14 protein-coding genes are annotated in these 16,687 nt (G+C 62.3%); all 14 read left to right on the plus strand.

Translation table 11 applies throughout. The features are described from left to right. The first annotated feature begins 49 nt into the window (after positions 1-49). The 14 genes from cheR (at position 50) to L6D80_RS01185 (ending at position 16,681) form a co-directional block, all read left to right on the plus strand. Positions 50-877, plus strand: coding sequence for a protein-glutamate O-methyltransferase CheR (gene cheR / locus L6D80_RS01120; protein WP_054900090.1), 828 nt, complete (start codon positions 50-52; stop codon positions 875-877). A gap of 322 nt (positions 878-1,199) precedes the next feature. Further along, a complete protein-coding gene (flgB, locus tag L6D80_RS01125) occupies positions 1,200-1,610 on the plus strand; it encodes a flagellar basal body rod protein FlgB (protein ID WP_054900089.1) in 411 nt (136 codons plus the stop codon). Positions 1,611-1,612: 2 nt separating this feature from the next. Then, positions 1,613-2,056: a flagellar basal body rod protein FlgC gene (flgC, locus tag L6D80_RS01130; protein WP_054900088.1), complete on the plus strand. Its 444-nt coding sequence runs from the start codon at positions 1,613-1,615 to the stop codon at positions 2,054-2,056. Between the two features lie 15 nt (positions 2,057-2,071). Then, positions 2,072-2,779 carry a flagellar hook assembly protein FlgD gene (gene flgD, locus L6D80_RS01135; RefSeq protein WP_176514448.1) on the plus strand — a complete coding sequence of 236 codons (708 nt, stop codon included), beginning with the start codon at positions 2,072-2,074 and terminating at the stop codon, positions 2,777-2,779. A 30-nt stretch (positions 2,780-2,809) separates the two neighbouring features. Then, on the plus strand, positions 2,810-4,165 hold the full coding sequence (gene flgE / locus L6D80_RS01140; protein ID WP_054900086.1) for a flagellar hook protein FlgE: 1,356 nt from the start codon (positions 2,810-2,812) through the stop codon (positions 4,163-4,165). A gap of 72 nt (positions 4,166-4,237) precedes the next feature. After that, positions 4,238-4,423, plus strand: coding sequence for a hypothetical protein (locus tag L6D80_RS01145; RefSeq protein WP_054900085.1), 186 nt, complete (start codon positions 4,238-4,240; stop codon positions 4,421-4,423). A gap of 282 nt (positions 4,424-4,705) precedes the next feature. Then, positions 4,706-5,446: a flagellar basal-body rod protein FlgF gene (gene flgF, locus L6D80_RS01150; protein ID WP_054900120.1), complete on the plus strand. Its 741-nt coding sequence runs from the start codon at positions 4,706-4,708 to the stop codon at positions 5,444-5,446. A gap of 47 nt (positions 5,447-5,493) precedes the next feature. Next, positions 5,494-6,279 carry a flagellar basal-body rod protein FlgG gene (flgG, locus tag L6D80_RS01155; protein ID WP_054900084.1) on the plus strand — a complete coding sequence of 262 codons (786 nt, stop codon included), beginning with the start codon at positions 5,494-5,496 and terminating at the stop codon, positions 6,277-6,279. 42 nt (positions 6,280-6,321) lie between these two features. Continuing rightward, positions 6,322-7,017 carry a flagellar basal body L-ring protein FlgH gene (gene flgH / locus L6D80_RS01160; RefSeq protein ID WP_054900083.1) on the plus strand — a complete coding sequence of 232 codons (696 nt, stop codon included), beginning with the start codon at positions 6,322-6,324 and terminating at the stop codon, positions 7,015-7,017. Positions 7,018-7,029: 12 nt separating this feature from the next. After that, entirely contained in the window at positions 7,030-8,139 is a 1,110-nt protein-coding gene (locus L6D80_RS01165) for a flagellar basal body P-ring protein FlgI (RefSeq protein ID WP_054900119.1), read from the plus strand. Between the two features lie 11 nt (positions 8,140-8,150). Then, positions 8,151-9,317: a flagellar assembly peptidoglycan hydrolase FlgJ gene (gene flgJ, locus L6D80_RS01170; RefSeq protein WP_176514447.1), complete on the plus strand. Its 1,167-nt coding sequence runs from the start codon at positions 8,151-8,153 to the stop codon at positions 9,315-9,317. A gap of 12 nt (positions 9,318-9,329) precedes the next feature. Continuing rightward, positions 9,330-11,360 carry a flagellar hook-associated protein FlgK gene (gene flgK, locus L6D80_RS01175; RefSeq protein ID WP_176514445.1) on the plus strand — a complete coding sequence of 677 codons (2,031 nt, stop codon included), beginning with the start codon at positions 9,330-9,332 and terminating at the stop codon, positions 11,358-11,360. Positions 11,361-11,373: 13 nt separating this feature from the next. Further along, complete coding sequence (locus L6D80_RS01180) at positions 11,374-12,957, plus strand: flagellar hook-associated protein 3 (RefSeq protein ID WP_054900080.1); 1,584 nt, start codon at positions 11,374-11,376, stop codon at positions 12,955-12,957. 145 nt (positions 12,958-13,102) lie between these two features. After that, positions 13,103-16,681: a glycosyltransferase gene (locus L6D80_RS01185; RefSeq protein ID WP_176514443.1), complete on the plus strand. Its 3,579-nt coding sequence runs from the start codon at positions 13,103-13,105 to the stop codon at positions 16,679-16,681. The last annotated feature ends 6 nt before the right edge of the window (positions 16,682-16,687 follow it).

A 16,687-nucleotide genomic window follows, 5' to 3' on the forward strand; every position in this document is an offset into this window, starting at 1 on the left:
CAGCCGGGAGGCAGTTCCCGGCACCAGTGATTGAAAAGAGGCTGCAGTAGTGTCTACGGGTAATTTGGATTTCGAACAGTTCCGGGTATTCCTGGAGAAAGCCTGTGGCATCCTGCTGGGCGAGAACAAGCAATACCTGGTCTCGAGCCGTCTCAACAAGCTCATGGAGCAACAGGGCATCAAGAGCCTGGGTGAGCTCGTGCAGCGCATCCAGACTCAGCCGCGTAGCGGCCTGCGCGAGCAGGTGGTCGATGCCATGACCACCAACGAGACCTTGTGGTTTCGCGATACCTACCCGTTCGAAGTGCTCAAGAACAAGGTCATCCCGGAGTTCATCAAGAACAATCCAGGCCAGCGCCTGCGCATGTGGTCGGCGGCCTGTTCTTCGGGCCAGGAGCCGTATTCCATTTCGATGGCCATCGACGAATTCGAGCGCAGCAACCTTGGCCAACTGAAGATGGGCGCGCAGATCGTCGCCACCGACCTGTCCGGGTCGATGCTGAACAACTGCAAGACCGGCGAATACGACAGCCTGGCGATCGCGCGCGGCCTGTCCCAGGAGCGCCTGCAGCGCTACTTCGATACCAAGGGGCCGGGGCGCTGGGCGGTCAAGCCGGCCATTCGCAGCCGTGTCGAGTTCCGTTCGTTCAACCTGCTCGACAGCTACGCAGCGTTGGGCAAATTCGACATCGTGTTCTGCCGCAACGTGCTGATCTACTTCTCGGCGCAGGTCAAGAGGGACATCCTGTTGCGTATTCACAGCACCCTGAAGCCGGGTGGGTACCTGTTCCTGGGCGCCTCCGAAGCGCTCAACGGGCTGCCGGACCATTACCAGATGGTGCAGTGCAGCCCGGGGATCATCTACCAGGCCAAGTAGGCAAAAGGCCGGCAGTAACGATGCCGGCCTTTTTTGTTGTTTGCTCGACCCCCTGTCGCCAGTAAGCCGGCTCCTGCTGCTGCACCGATTTCAAGGCCAGTGGCCGCTTTCAGTTGACGTCAATTTTTTGGTTTGCCGCTTTTGCCGTCCGGCAATTGCCGCTTTCCCCTCATCAAGCGGAAGCACTTTGCCGCTTTTCTGGCATCCTCCGCCCCTTGATGCCTGGCGCAGCCCAGTGTTTTCGGGTTTTTGAAGGTTTGGCACAGCCCTTGCTATAGCTTGGTCAACGATCTTCCGGTCAACCTTTGAAGGTTTCCCCGACATGAGCATCAGTTTCGACAAGGCGCTTGGCATCCATGAAAAGGCCTTGGGCTTCCGTGCCCAGCGCGCCGAAGTGCTGGCCAACAACATCGCCAACGCCGACACGCCCAACTACAAGGCGCGTGACATGGACTTCTCTTCGGTGCTTGCTGCCGAAAGCCAGAAGCAGCAAAGCGGTGGCCGTTTCGCCATGGAGCGCACCAATAGCCGTCACATCGAGGCCGAAGGCCTGGCGATGGCCGACGACACGCTGCAGTACCGCACGCCGACGCAGCCGTCGATTGACCAGAACACCGTGGACGCCCAGATCGAGCAATCAAACTACACCGAAAACGCCATCGGCTTCCAAGCCAGCTTCACGCTGCTCAACAGTAAATTCAAAGGGCTGGTTTCGGCCCTGCGCGGAGAATGACCATGTCCCTTTCCAGTGTTTTCAACATTGCCGGTAGCGGCATGAGCGCGCAGAACACCCGCCTCAACACCGTGGCTTCCAACATCGCCAACGCCGAAACCGTTTCGTCGAGCATCGACCAGACCTACCGTGCGCGCCACCCGGTGTTCGCCACCACCTTCCAGAACGCCCAGGCCGGTGTCAGCCAGTCGCTGTTCGAGGACCAGGGCGAGGCAGGGCAGGGCGTGCAGGTCAAGGGGATTATCGAAGACCAGAGCAACCTGGAGGCGCGTTACGAGCCAAACCACCCGGCGGCGAACAAGGACGGCTACGTGTACTACCCGAACGTCAATGTGGTCGAGGAAATGGCTGACATGATTTCTGCCAGCCGGGCGTTCCAGACCAACGCCGAGCTGATGAACACCGCCAAGAACATGATGCAGAAAGTCCTGACCCTCGGTCAGTGATAAGGAATCCAGACCATGGCAGTCGATAGCACCAACGGTGTGAACCTCAACGATGTCTTGTCGGCATCGGGCGTGGGTGGCAGCGCCAAGAAAACCCCCGACACCGCATCCAAGACCGGTACCGACACGCTCGGCAAGGACGCGTTCCTGCAGCTGCTGGTTACCCAGATGCAACACCAGAACCCGCTGGACCCCCAGGACAACGGCGAATTCGTGGCCCAGTTGGCACAGTTCAGCAGCCTGGAAGGCATCACGACGCTGAACGAATCGGTCAGCGGCATCACCAACGCCATGGCCTCGTCCCAGGCCCTGCAGGCGTCCTCGCTGGTCGGCCGTTCGGTGGTGGTACAGAACGACAAGGCGGTGGTCGATACCACGGAAAGCTTCAACGCGCAGTTCGTCGTGCCGCAAGCGATCAGCGAGGCGAAGATCACCATCAAGGACAAGGACGGCAATACCGTCAAGACCATCGAGCTGGGCGAGCAGAAAGCCGGTTACGCCGATTTCATCTGGGATGGCACCAACGCCAAGGGCGAGAAGGTCGACCCGGGTACCTATTCCTTCACCGCCAGCACCACGGTCGATGGCAAAACAGTGCAAATGAACACCCTGCTGCCGGCGAAGGTGACCAGTGTCAGCTTCAACGCCACGGGCGAAATGGTGCTCAACCTCGCGGGTGTCGGCAAGGTTTCCCTCTCCGACGTACAAACCATCGGTATCTAAGGCCCGCTAGCGCGGCACAGGAGTGAATTCATGTCTTTCAATATCGGCCTTAGCGGTCTGTACGCAGCCAACAAGCAGTTGGACGTTACCGGCAACAACATTGCCAACGTCAACACCACCGGTTTCAAATCGTCGCGCGCCGAGTTCGCCGACGTCTACGCCGGCGCCAACCGCCTGGGCGTAGGCAAGAACCAGGTCGGCAACGGTGTGCGCCTGGCGGCTGTTTCGCAGCAGTTCACCCAGGGTGACGTGAACAATACCGGCAACGTGCTGGACATGGGCATCCAGGGCCAAGGCTTCTTCGTCCTGTCCGACAACGGGGCCCAGGTGTACACCCGTGCCGGTGCGTTCCAGCCCGACAAGAACAACTTCGTGGTGACTTCCGATGGCCTGCGTCTGCAAGGCTATGCGGCCGACTCGAACGGCAAGATCCAGAAGGGTGTGCTGACCGACCTGCAAATCGACACGTCGGCACTCAAGCCCAAGGCCACGACCTTGATCGACCAGGGCATCAACCTGAACTCGTCGTCTGTCGACATCCCGCTGGAAGTCGATGACGGCACGGGCAACCTGGTGCCGAACAAGGTGTTCGATCCCTCGGACGAAACCACCTACTCCAAGTCGTTCCCGACCAAGGTGTATGACAGCCAGGGCAACGAGCACACCATGGAGCAGTTCTACCGCAAGACCGGCACCAACGAGTGGACCATGTACACCCTGGTCGACGGTCGCAACCCGTTCGACCCGTCTTCCACCACGCCCCTGACCGGCACTATCAGCTTCAACAGCGATGGTTCGGTGAAGAGCATGGCGGCCGACAACACCGGCCACCCGCCTGGCGCATCGTTCAGCGTGACCAACAACGTCTTCACCATGGCCGGTTGGGTGCCAGCAGTGCAGGATGCGTCGGGAGCATGGGCCGCCAACGGCGCGAATGGCAATCCCGATGGCATGAAGCTGTCGATGAACAGCACCACCTCCTACAACACCGACACTGCCCGTATGTCGCAGTCCCAGGACGGTTATGCCACCGGTATTCTGTCGAGCTTGAGCATCGACTCCACCGGCGTGCTGTTCGCCAGTTTCACCAACCAGCAGTCGCGCGCCATCGGCCAGGTGGCCCTGGCCAGCTTCGCCAACGAGCAGGGCTTGCAGCAGATCGGCGGCACCCGCTGGACTGAAACCTACACCTCTGGCATTCCCGGCATCGATTCGCCGAAGACCGGTACCCTGGGTAGCGTCGAGTCCAATGCGCTGGAAGGCTCCAACGTCAACCTGACCCAGGAGCTGGTGGAATTGATCAAGGCGCAGAGCAACTACCAGGCGAACGCCAAGACCATCTCCACCGAAAGCACCGTCATGCAGACCATCATCCAGATGACGTGATGGTCACGGGGTGATGGTGTTTGGGCGAACCCCTTTCTCGTGAAGGGGTTTGTCGCATCTGCGGGAGGGAACATGAAAAAGTGGGTTGTCGCATTGCTGGCCGCTTTCTGCCTTTACCAGGCACAGGCAGGCACCGCGCCATGGTGGCGCTGGGAGAGCCAGGTGGATGGCCGCCTGGTGTGTTCGCAGTGGTCGCCGGGGGAAGGCTGGAAGCGTTTTGCCGGGCCCTACAACAATGGTGGTTGCCGCGATCGTTGAGTCTTGTGCCGGCCTCTTCGCGGGGCAAGCCCGCTCCCACAGGGAATTGTGTTGCGCCCTCAAACCTGTGGGAGCGGGCTTGCCCCGCGAAGAGGCCGGTACAGGTTTGCCGCAATCGGCAACCTGGCGCCGGATAACCGGCGTCCCCCTCGCCACCCTCACCCGCAAAGGCCCGTATTCACGGGCTTTTTCACACTTTCAAAAAGTTGGTTCGGAACTTGCTTCTACGCCTGCACAGCAGCGGCGAGCGGCAAACGATCGCCAGTGCAGCGGAGGATGACTGTGGACAAGATGCTTTACGTGGCCATGACCGGCGCCAGCCAGAACGCGCTGGCGCAGAAGGCCCACGCCAACAACCTGGCGAACATTTCCACCAACGGCTTCCAGCGTGACCTGGAGCAGGCGCGTTCGATGCCGGTGTTCGGCGACAGCTTTCCGTCGCGGGCGTTTGCCATGACCGAGCGCCCTGCCACGGACTTCAGTGAAGGGCCGATGGTCGAGACCGGGCGCGATCTGGACGTGGCCGTGGCCGGGCAGGGCTTTATCGCCGTGCAGGCACCGGATGGCCGTGAAGCTTACGTGCGCACCGGCAGCCTGAACATCGATGCCTTGGGCGTCCTGCGCGCCGGCAATGGCATGCCGGTGATCGGCAACGGCGGCCCGATCGCCATTCCGCCAGAGCAGAAAGTCGAAGTGGGCGCCGATGGCACCATCAGCATCCGCTCCATGGGCGAAGACCCGCGGGTGATGGCCGAAGTCGACCGCATCAAGCTGGTCAACCCGGACACCAAAGGCCTGAGCAAAGGCCTTGATGGGCTGATCCACACCCAGAATGGCCAGCCGGCCGCCGCCGACGTCAATGTGCGTGTGGTGTCAGGCTTCCTGGAGGGCAGCAACGTCAACGCCGTGGAAGAAATGACTTCGGTGCTGGCGCTGTCCCGTCAATTCGAACTGCACGTGAAGATGATGAACGCGGCCAAGGAAGGCGACGAAGCCATGGCGCGTGTTTTGCAAATCGGCTAACCACACTTGAACGGGTGCCGTAAAACAGGCGCACGAGGAGAATACTGATGCTTCCGGCTCTTTGGGTCGCTAAAACCGGCCTGTCCGCCCAGGACACCAACCTCACGGTCATTTCCAACAACCTGGCCAACGTTTCGACCACCGGTTTCAAGCGTGACCGTGCCGAGTTCCAGGACCTGCTGTACCAGATCAAACGCCAGCCAGGCGCGCAGTCCACTCAGGACAGCGAGTTGCCGTCGGGCCTGCAGGTCGGTACCGGTGTGCGCATCGTCGGCACCCAGAAGAACTTCCAGACCGGCAGCCTGCAGACCACCGAAAACCCACTGGACATGGCCGTCAACGGCCGTGGCTTCTTCCAGGTTCTGCAGCCCGATGGCACCGTGTCGTACACCCGCGACGGCACCTTCCACCTGAATTCCGACGGCCAGATCGTGACCGCCAACGGCTTTGCCCTCGAGCCTGCGATCGTCGTGCCCAACGATGCCCAGACCTTCACCGTCGGCCAGGACGGCACCGTGTCGATCACCACCGCCGGCAACCCGGCTGCGCAGGTTATCGGCAACATCCAGACCGCTGACTTCATCAACCCGGCTGGCCTGCAGGCCATCGGTGAAAACCTGTTCCTGGAAACCGCCGCCAGCGGTGCGCCACAGGTCGGTACACCAGGCCTGAACGGCTTTGGCACCACCCTGCAGCAGACCCTGGAAAACTCCAACGTCAGCACCGTGGAAGAGCTGGTGAACATGATCACCACCCAGCGTGCCTACGAGATGAACTCCAAGGTCATCTCCACCGCCGACCAGATGCTGTCGTTCGTCACTCAGCAGCTGTAAGCCCTGGCCGCCCTAGTTCAGTTACACCGTGAGGTATGCGTCATGAAGCGTTTGTTGTCCGTATTCGCCCTGGGGGGGGTGGTGGTTCTGGCTGGTTGCGTCGCACCGACGCCCAAGCCCAACGACCCGTACTATGCGCCGGTTTTGCCGCGCACCCCGTTGCCGGCAGCGGCCAACAACGGTTCGATCTACCAGGCCGGTTTCGAGCAGAGCCTGTACACCGACCGCAAGGCGTTCCGCGTGGGTGACATCATCACCATCACCCTCAACGAGCGCACGTCGGCCAGCAAGAACGCAGGCTCGCAGATCCAGAAGAACAGCAAGGCAGACATCGGCCTGACTTCGCTGTTCGGCTCCACGCCAAACACCAACAACCCGTTTGGCGGAGGCGACCTGTCGCTTGAAGCCGGCTACAGCGGCGACCGCACCACCAAGGGCGACAGCAAGGCCACCCAGGGCAATACCCTGACCGGCTCAATCACGGTCACCGTGGCCGAGGTGCTGCCTAACGGCATCATCGCCGTGCGCGGCGAGAAGTGGATGACCCTGAACACAGGTGAAGAACTGGTACGCATTGCCGGCCTGATACGTGCCGACGACATCGCCACCGACAACACCGTGCCGTCGACCCGCGTGGCCGATGCGCGTATCACCTATTCAGGGACGGGTTCGTTCGCCGACGCCAGCCAGCCCGGGTGGCTGGACCGCTTCTTCCTCAGCCCGCTTTGGCCCTTCTGAGTACGGATGAACATGTTCAACCTCAGGCAGCTGATTGCCGCAACCCTGCTTCTGTCCTGTGCGTTCGGTGCCCATGCCGAGCGCCTGAAGGACATCGCCAGCATCTCTGGCGTGCGTTCCAACCAGTTGATCGGTTACGGCCTGGTGGTAGGGCTCAACGGTACGGGTGACCAGACCACCCAAACACCGTTCACCCTGCAGACCTTCAACAACATGCTGTCGCAGTTCGGCATCAAGGTGCCGCCTGGCTCGGGCAACGTGCAGTTGAAAAACGTAGCCGCCGTATCGGTACATGCCGACCTGCCACCTTTCGCCAAGCCGGGCCAGGTGGTGGACATCACCGTGTCGTCGATCGGTAACTCCAAGAGCCTGCGCGGCGGCAGCCTGCTGATGACCCCGCTCAAGGGTATCGATGGCAACGTCTACGCCATCGCCCAAGGCAACCTGGTAGTCGGTGGTTTTGACGCCGAAGGCCGTGACGGCTCGAAGATCACCGTCAATGTTCCGTCGGCTGGCCGTATTCCCGGTGGTGCCTCTGTAGAACGGGCAGTGCCGAGTGGCTTCAACCAGGGCAACACCCTGACCTTGAACCTCAATCGCCCCGACTTCACCACGGCCAAGCGCATCGTCGACAAGGTCAACGAACTGCTCGGCCCAGGCGTGGCCCAGGCCGTGGACGGTGGCTCGGTGCGCGTCAGTGCACCGATGGACCCGAGCCAGCGCGTCGATTACCTGTCGATCCTCGAGAACCTGGAGATCGACCCGGGCCAGGCCGTGGCCAAGGTCATCATCAACTCGCGTACCGGCACCATTGTCATTGGCCAGAACGTCAAGGTCTCACCTGCGGCCGTGACCCACGGCAGCCTCACCGTCACCATCACCGAAGACCCGATCGTCAGCCAGCCAGGGCCGTTCTCCAATGGCCAGACCGCCGTGGTGCCGCGTTCGCGGGTCAATGCGCAGCAGGAAGCCAAGCCGATGTTCAAGTTCGGCCCGGGTACCACGCTGGATGAAATCGTCCGTGCGGTGAACCAGGTGGGGGCGGCGCCCAGCGACCTGATGGCCATCCTCGAAGCCCTGAAACAGGCCGGCGCCCTGCAGGCCGACCTGATCGTGATCTGAGGAGGCCGCGGATGAACTCGAAAAGCCTGGTTTCCAGCACCGCCGACAGCGGCGCTTATACCGACCTCAATCGCCTGAGCTCGCTCAAGCATGGTGACCGCGACAGCGACGCCAACGTGCGCAAGGTAGCCCAGGAGTTCGAGTCGCTGTTCATCAGCGAGATGCTCAAGGCTTCGCGCAAGGCCAGCGATGTACTGGCCGACGACAACCCGATGAACAGCGAGACGGTCAAGCAGTACCGCGACATGTACGACCAGCAGCTGGCCGTGAGCATGTCCCGCGAAGGCGGCGGTATCGGCTTGCAGGATGTGCTGGTTCGCCAGCTGTCCAAGCACAAGAGCGCCCCGCCCAGCACCAGCCCGTTTGCGCGTAGCGAGGGCAGCGCACCGCCGCTGTGGGGCAACAAGGTGGCCGAACCTGTGCATGCCACGCCGTCGAGCGCCACGCGCAACGATGTTGCCGCGCTCAACGCACGGCGCCTGGCCCTGCCGAGCAAGCTGACCGACCGCCTGTTGGCCGGCATCGTGCCGTCGGCTGGCAGCCCGGTAGCGGCGACCAATACCGCTGCCGTGCCGGCCCGTGACGGGCAGCAGGTGGCACAGAGCTTCGCTGTGCCTGAGCGTGGCCTGCGCATCACCGGGCGAGCCGTGGCACAGCCGCCGCTGGCGCCGCAGAAGGCGTTCGCCGACAGCGATCAATTCGTCGCCACCATGCTGCCGATGGCCGAGCAGGCCGCCAAGCGCATCGGCGTCGACCCGCGTTACCTGGTGGCCCAGGCCGCCCTGGAAACCGGCTGGGGCAGGTCGGTGATGCGCAACAGCGACGGCAGCAGCAGCCACAACCTGTTCGGCATCAAGGCCACCGGCAACTGGGAAGGCGATTCGGCGCGGGCGATCACCAGCGAATACCGCGACGGCCAGTTCGTCAAGGAGACCGCAGCGTTCCGTTCCTACGACTCCTACCAGGACAGTTTCCACGACCTGGTCAGCCTGCTGCAGAACAATTCCCGCTATCAAGATGCGGTGAAGGCGGCCGATAAACCAGAACAGTTCGTGCAAGAGTTGCAGAAGGCCGGGTACGCCACCGACCCGAATTACGCCAGCAAGATCTCGCAGATTGCAAGACAGATGAAGTCGTACCAGAGCTATGCATCGCTTGGTACCACAACACAACTTTAAGGGCATGGAACCATGGCGAGTCTGATCAACATTGGTATGTCGGGGCTTGGCGCCGCGCAGTCGGGGATGTACACCCTCGGTAACAACATCGCCAACGCCGACGTCGAAAGCTACTCGCGCCAGCAGAACGTGCAAAAGACCAAGGGCGGCCAGCAGGTCGGCCAGGTCTTCATCGGCAGCGGTACCACGCTGGCCGATGTGCGCCGGGTGTACAACGCGTTCCTTGAGAACCAGCTGCGCACCACCACTTCGCTGAGCAGCGAGGCTTCCTCGTACCTGGACCAGATCACACCCCTGGACACTGCCCTGTCCAGCAGCGACACCGGTATCACTGCCGCGCTGCAAAGCTTCTTCAGCGCCATGCAGGATGCGGCCGCCAAGCCAACCGAAGATGCTTCGCGCCAGCTCCTGCTGACCAGTGCGCAGTCGCTGGCCAAGCGCTTCAACACCCTGTCGTCGCAGCTCAATCAGCAGAACAGCAACGTCAACAGCAACATGGGCGCGCTGGCCAACCAGGTGAACAACCTGACCAAGACCATCGCCGACCTCAACGAACAGATCTCTCGGGTCAGTTCCATTTCCGGTCAGCCAAACGACCTGCTTGACCAGCGCGACGGCGCGGTGCGCGAGCTCAATGCGCTGATCGGCACCGACGTGGTCGAGCGTGACGGCAACTACGACATCTACCTGAAGAACGGCCAGTCATTGGTGCTGGGCAAGACCACCCAGACCCTGGGCGTGGAGCCGAGCGCGACCGACCCGACCCGCATGAGCCTGATCCTCAACCGCGGCTCGACCAAGATGGACATCACCAGCAGCGCCACCGGTGGCGAGCTGGGTGGCTTGATCCGCTATCGCAAGGAAACCCTCGACCCTGCCCTCAATGAGCTGGGCCGCGTCGCGCTGGTGGTAGCCGACGCGATCAACAGCCAGTTGGCCCAGGGTATCGACAAGAACGGTAACTTCGGCGCCACGCTGTTCGGCGACATCAACAGCGCCAAGGCCATCAGCGAGCGCAGTGTCGCCAAGACCGGCAACAGCGCGGGCTCCGGCAACCTGGATGTGACCATCAAGGATACCGGCAAGCTGTCCACCAGCGACTATCAGGTGACCTTTACCAGCGCCACCGGCTACAGCGTGCGCAAGTTGCCCGAAGGCACCGACATGGGCAGCTTCGACCTCACTGATACGCCGCCGCCGGTGATCGATGGCTTTACCTTGTCGCTCAACGGCGGTGGGTTGAGCGCTGGTGACAGCTTCAAGATCACCCCGACCCGCAACGCTGCGGCCAACATCGACACCGTGCTCAGCGACCCCAAGCGCCTGGCGCTGGCCTCGCCACTGACCGCCACCAACGGTTCTGGCAACAAGGGCACCGGTGTTATCACGCAACCGACGCTGACCTCCAAGCTGGACATCTATGATGCTGCCCAGCGTACGCAGCTGCAGAACGGCCTGAAGTACTCGACCCCGGTCAAACTGGTGTTCGGCGACGAGGGCACCTCGCCCCAGGCCTACAAGATGTACGACGCCAAGGGCACCGAGATCGGCAGCGGCACCATCGTGCCGGGTCAGGAGAACAAGTTGCAGTTGTCGGTGCCGCTGGTCGATGGCAACGGCAACGCGCTGGGTGGCAACTTCACCTTCGAGATGAGCGTGTCCGGTGCGCCGAAAAACGGCGACAGCTACACCGTGGCACTGACCGGCGCAGGCTCGGCAGACAACCGCAATGGCCAGTCGGTGATCGACTTGCAGACCAAGTCGACGGTCGAGGTCGGTGCCGACGGCAAAGGCATCAGCTTCACCGATGCCTACGCCAAACTGGTGTCCAACGTCGGCGGCAAAGCCGGCCAGGCCCAGATGGACACCGACGCCACCACGGCGCTGCACAGCTCTGCGCTGGACAGCCGCAACGGCCTGTCGGGCGTGTCGGTCGACGAAGAAGTGGGCAACCTGGTCAAGTTCCAGCAGTACTACACCGCGTCGTCGCAGATCATCAAGGCGGCCCAGGAAACTTTCGCCACCCTGATCAACAGTCTTTAAGGAGCCGTAGATCGTGAGTGTACGCATCTCTACTTCGCAGTTTTACAACACCAACCAGGCCAACTACCAAAGCAACTTCGCCAAGACGGTGAGGACGCAGCAGGAGGCCAGCGATGGCATTCGCGTGCGGTCGGCCAAGGACGACCCGGTGGGTGCTGCGCGGTTGCTGCAGTTGGAGCAGCAGCAGAACATGTTGAAGCAGTACAGCGGCAATATCGTCAATGTGCGTAATGCCCTGGGCACTGCCGAGAGCACCTTGAAGGCGATCGGCACCGTCCTGCAGCGCGTCAACGAACTGGCCATCAGCTCGGGCAACGCCTCGTTCACCGATTCCGATCGCAAGGCCAATGCCGATGAGCTGGCCTCGCTGGAAGACCAACTGTTCTCGCTGATGAACAGCAAGGACGAGAACGGCAAGTACATCTTCTCCGGCTCCAAGGGTGATACCCCACCTTACTCGCGTAATGCTGATGGCACCTACAGCTATCAGGGCGACCAGGGCAAGCTGAACCTGCAGGTGGGTGACATGCTCAGCCTGGCGGCCAACGAGACCGGTTACGACGCCTTCGAGCAGGCGCTCAATACCAGCCGCAGCGAAACCAAGATGACCGCGCCAGCCATCGACGATGGCCGTGTCAGCCTGTCCAATGGCCAGGTTTCGGGCAGCTCGACCTATAACGACCGCTTCCGCAGCGGTGAACCCTACACGGTCGAGTTCGTCAGCAGCACCGAATTCAAGATCACCGACGCCGGCGGCAACGATGTCACCCTGGAGGCGGGCCAGGGTGGCAAGTTCGACCCCAACGGTACCAACACCACCATCAGCTTTCGCGGTGTCGACTTGCGCCTGGGCATCAAATTCCAGGACGGTGACAAGGGCAATGAAGACGCGGTGATCGCCGGCCATACCTTCACCTTGAGCTCCAAGGCCGACGCGGTAACCGGTACCCGCAGCCCTGGCAACGCGTCCTCGGAGCAGGTGACAGGAGCGACCATCACCGACCCGAATGCCTACAAGGCCGCATTCCCCTCTGGCGGCGCCGTGCTCAAGTTCACCGGCACCAATACGTTTGAACTGTATGCCTCGCCGGTCAGTGCCGACAGCCGCCCAGTGGCCTCGGGCACGCTGGGTGGGCCGAACGGTACCACTGCCACTGCGGCGGGCGTGAGCTTCGAGCTGTCCGGCGCGCCGGCGGCAGGTGACTCGTTCTCGGTGAAGGTTGACACCCACCAGACCCAGAACGTGCTCGACACCATCAGCCAACTGCGCGCGGCGCTGAGCACGCCGCAAGACAGCGACCCGGTAGCCAAGCAGAACTTCAAGGCCGCGCTGGACTCGGCCATCGGTAACGTCGGTAGCGCGATCAACCAGGTGTCCTCGTCGGTCAGTGCCATCGGTGGCCGCGGCCAGGCGCTGGATGTGCAGGCCGAGACCAACGAAGCCCTGGGCGCTGAAAACACCAAGACCCAGAGCTCGATCCGCGAAAGCGATCAGGCCGAGGTCATGGTGCGCCTGCAGATGCAGAGCAACATGCTGCAAGCGTCCCTGCAGGCCTATGCCAAGGTCGCCGGGCTTTCGCTGGTCAACTACATCTGATTGGCCCGGACCTTCGCCAGGTCCTCCACAAGGGTGCTCCGGCGGTGGCTGACAATGCCAAGCCAGGGTGCCCTTGTTTCGCTAACGGCTTGAAGCCGGCCCGTTCTCCAGGCGAACCGCGCCACCCCTTATCAAGGTCGTCATCGTGACTGAGCAGCCTCTCGTCAGCATCGCCATTCCAGCTTTCAATGCCGAGTTCTTTCGCGGCACCCTGGCCAGCGCGGTGGCTCAGGACTATCCGAACCTGGAAATCATCGTTTGCGACGACAGTGCCGACGGCGAGATCGAGGCGATCTGCGCCGCGTTGAGCAAGGACGCTGCGGCCCCCCTGCGCTATGTTCGCAACCCCGCCCGCATGGGCTTTGCGCGCAACCTGCAGGCTTGCCTGGCGCAAGCGAGCGGGGAGCTGATCAAGTTCCTCTGTGATGACGACCTGCTGCTGGACAGTTGCATCAGCCGTCAGGCCAGCGTACTGACCCAGTGGCAGCAGGTCAGCATGGTCATCGCTCAGCGCCTGATCTGCTCTGCGGATGACATTCTGCTGCCGTCCCGGGCCCTCAATAGCGTGATCGCGCCGCACAGTGCAGTGCTGATCGGCACGGACCTGTTGGCCAGTATCGCCGACAATGCCCCCAACCTGTTCGGTGGGCTGAGCCATGCGATGTTCCGCCGTGCCCAGGTCGAGGATTACCTGGCTCAACTGGTGCTTGATGGGCAGGGGTTCGCGGCCCGCCTGGACCTTGCCTTGTACGCTTGCCTGTTGCGTCGAGGTCACCTTGCCAGCCTGGAGCAGGTGCTGAGTGTCGAGCGCATGCATGCCGGCCGGCTCAGCCATCACGTCGGCATGACCGAAGCCTACAAGAGCGAGACCCAATGGCTGCAGCAGATGCTGGCAGCGCGCACCGGCGAGCCTGCGCCGGCCAACGGGTGGGTGCGCTATCTGGCGCTGGACGCTTACACCGGGGATGCCGATCAGGTCTGGGAAGAGTTCGATATTCGACGGTTCTTTGCCGGGCAGGTTGCCAACTTCGCTCAGCAGGTCGGCAGCCACGCGCTGAGTTTTTCCGAACTCTATGCCGACTGGCTGGAGTGCCGAACGCTGTCCGCCGGGCAACTGCGCCTGCTGTCGAAGCGCATCGCGCAATGGCCGGTTCGGCCGCGCATCGTGCCGGTGGTGTCGTGCCAGGCAGGGGATGAAAGGGCCCTGCTTGCCACCCTGGACAGCCTCGCTGTGCAGTCGTATGCGACAGCGGGCGTCCTGGTTCTGGTCCCGGAAGGTTTCGCTGAAGTCGCTGCTCCAGGCGTGCAGTATCTGACTTTGCGCGGCAGCGGCTATGGGCAACTCAATGAGTGGCTGGCGAGCCCGGCGGCGGCCGACTGGGTGCTGCTGTTGCGTGCCGGGGACCGTTTGCAGGCGCACGCGCTGGTGATCATGGCCGAGCGCATGGCGTTGCGCAGCCAGAGCCTGTGTCTGTACAGCGACGAGGACACCTTCGACAACCTGGCGCCTTCCAATCCGATCTTCAAACCCGATTTCAACCTCGATCTGATGCGTAGCGTGCCTTATGTGGGCCGCATGCTGGCGTTCGACCGTGCGGCGTTGCAAGCATTGGGCGGTTTCGATACCCAGTACCAGAGCCTGGCGCCGCAGGACCTGCTCTGGCGAATGGTCGAGGCCCATGGTCTGCAGGTGGTGGAGCATGTCGCCGAGATGCTGGTGCATTGTCAGTGCGGTTATGCAGACTGGTTCAATGAGCCGCAGGCGCAGCGGGAGGCATTGCAGGTGGTCAAGGCGCACCTGCAGCGCCTGGGTGTGGCGGCCACGGTGGAAGGGGGCGGCACTGGCCTGGTTTCGCGCGTGACCTACCTGCATGACAGTGTGGCCAGCGTGTCGATCCTGATCCCGGCGGGTAAGCATCTGCATGGGCTCAGGCGTTGCGTGGAATCGCTGTTCCAGCACACCGACTACAGCCATTTCGAGGTTCTGATAATTGCAGACGGCAATGCGTCTAGCGACCTCGCCGACTGGCTTACGGCGATGCGCGGCCTGGGCGGCGATCAGTTACGTATCGTTGACGTGCAGGCGCAGGGCAGGGCGGCGGCGCTGAATCAGGCCAGCCGTTTCGCACGTGGCGACTACCTGCTGCTGCTCGACCCAGGCTGTGCGTTGTTCGAGAAGCACTGGCTGAGCACGTTGATGAGCCAGGCGCAGCGGCCCGAAGTTGGCATCGTTGGCCCAATGCTCTGTGCAGGCGATGGCAAGGTCGTCTGCGCGGGTTTGGTGCTTGGCCTGAACAATGGCACCGCCGGCACGCCGTTTGTGGGCAGCAAGCTGGGCGCAGAGGGATACATGGGCCGCTTGCGCCAGGTACAGAACTGGAGTGCGGTGAGCATTGACTGCCTGGCGGTGCGTCGAGAACTCTTCGAAGCCCTGGGTGGCCTCGATGACAACGCCCTGCAGGCCACGCTGTACGACGTCGACCTTTGCCTACGTGCCCGCGAGCAAGGTTATCTGGTGGTGTGGACGCCGTTTGCACGCGTCGCCAAACTGTCCGGCGACGCTGCAATTGGATCGGCAGATGAAGTGACACAAGCCGACCAGGACGTTGTTTACGACCGCTGGCTGCCCCGCTTGGCACGTGACCCGGCGTACAACGACAACCTGAGCCTCAAGCTTGCCAATTTCAACCTCGAGCCAGGCTTGCGCACAGGCTGGGACCCCTTCATTGCACGTGCGATGCCTTCGGTGCTGGCGTTGCCGAGCAACACCACGGCGATTGGGCATTACCGGGTGATCCAGCCGTTCACCGAGCTTGAGCGTGCGGGCTGGATCCAGGGGCGAATCAACCATACGACCCCCGGATTGATCGAACTGGAGCGGGAGAAGCCCGATGTGCTGATCCTGCAGTGCCGCTACACGCCGACCAATCTCAAGGAAATGGCCCGCTTCAAGCGATTCTCCCATGCACGGCGAATCTACGAGCTGGACGATTACATCATCGAGCCACCGAAGAAGAACGACCATGCCCGCAACCTGCCCAGCAACATCGGTGAACTGGTTGCCCAAGGTATTGCGTTGTGTGATCGCGTGGTCTGCTCCACCGAGCCTCTGGCCGATGCACTGTCTAGCATGCACCACGATATTCGCGTGGTACCCAACATGTTGTCGGCCCAGTTGTGGGCGGGCCTTGCCAGCCAACGCCAGACCAGCGCTCGGCCACGTGTCGGATGGGCCGGTGGTACCAGCCATCGGGGTGATCTGGAGCTGCTGCTGGAAGTGGTCAGGACGCTGGCCAACGAGGTGGACTGGGTCTTCTTCGGGATGTGCCCGGAGGTCTTGCGCCCTTACGTGAAGGAGTTCCACGGCGCAATTGCGATGGCCGACTACCCACGCAAGCTGGCGAGCCTCAACCTGGACCTGGCATTGGCACCGTTGGAGCAAAATCTATTCAACGACTGCAAGAGCAACCTGCGCCTGCTGGAGTACGGTGCCTGCGGGTTCCCGGTCATCTGCACGGATGCCAAGGCCTACGCCGGCTATCTGCCGTGCACCCGGGTCAAGGACAACACCACGCAACAGTGGCTGGATGCGATCCGCATGCACCTGGCCGACCCGCAGGCCAGCTATCGCCAGGGTGATGCCCTGCGCGAGGCGGTGCTGCAGGACTACATGCTGATGCCGCACCACTTGCAGCATTGGGCCAACGCCTGGCTGGCGGACTGAACGTTG

Origin of the sequence: Pseudomonas ceruminis (assembly GCF_021602025.1) — a bacterium.
In the GTDB taxonomy this organism is placed as follows: Bacteria; Pseudomonadota; Gammaproteobacteria; order Pseudomonadales; family Pseudomonadaceae; genus Aquipseudomonas; species Aquipseudomonas ceruminis.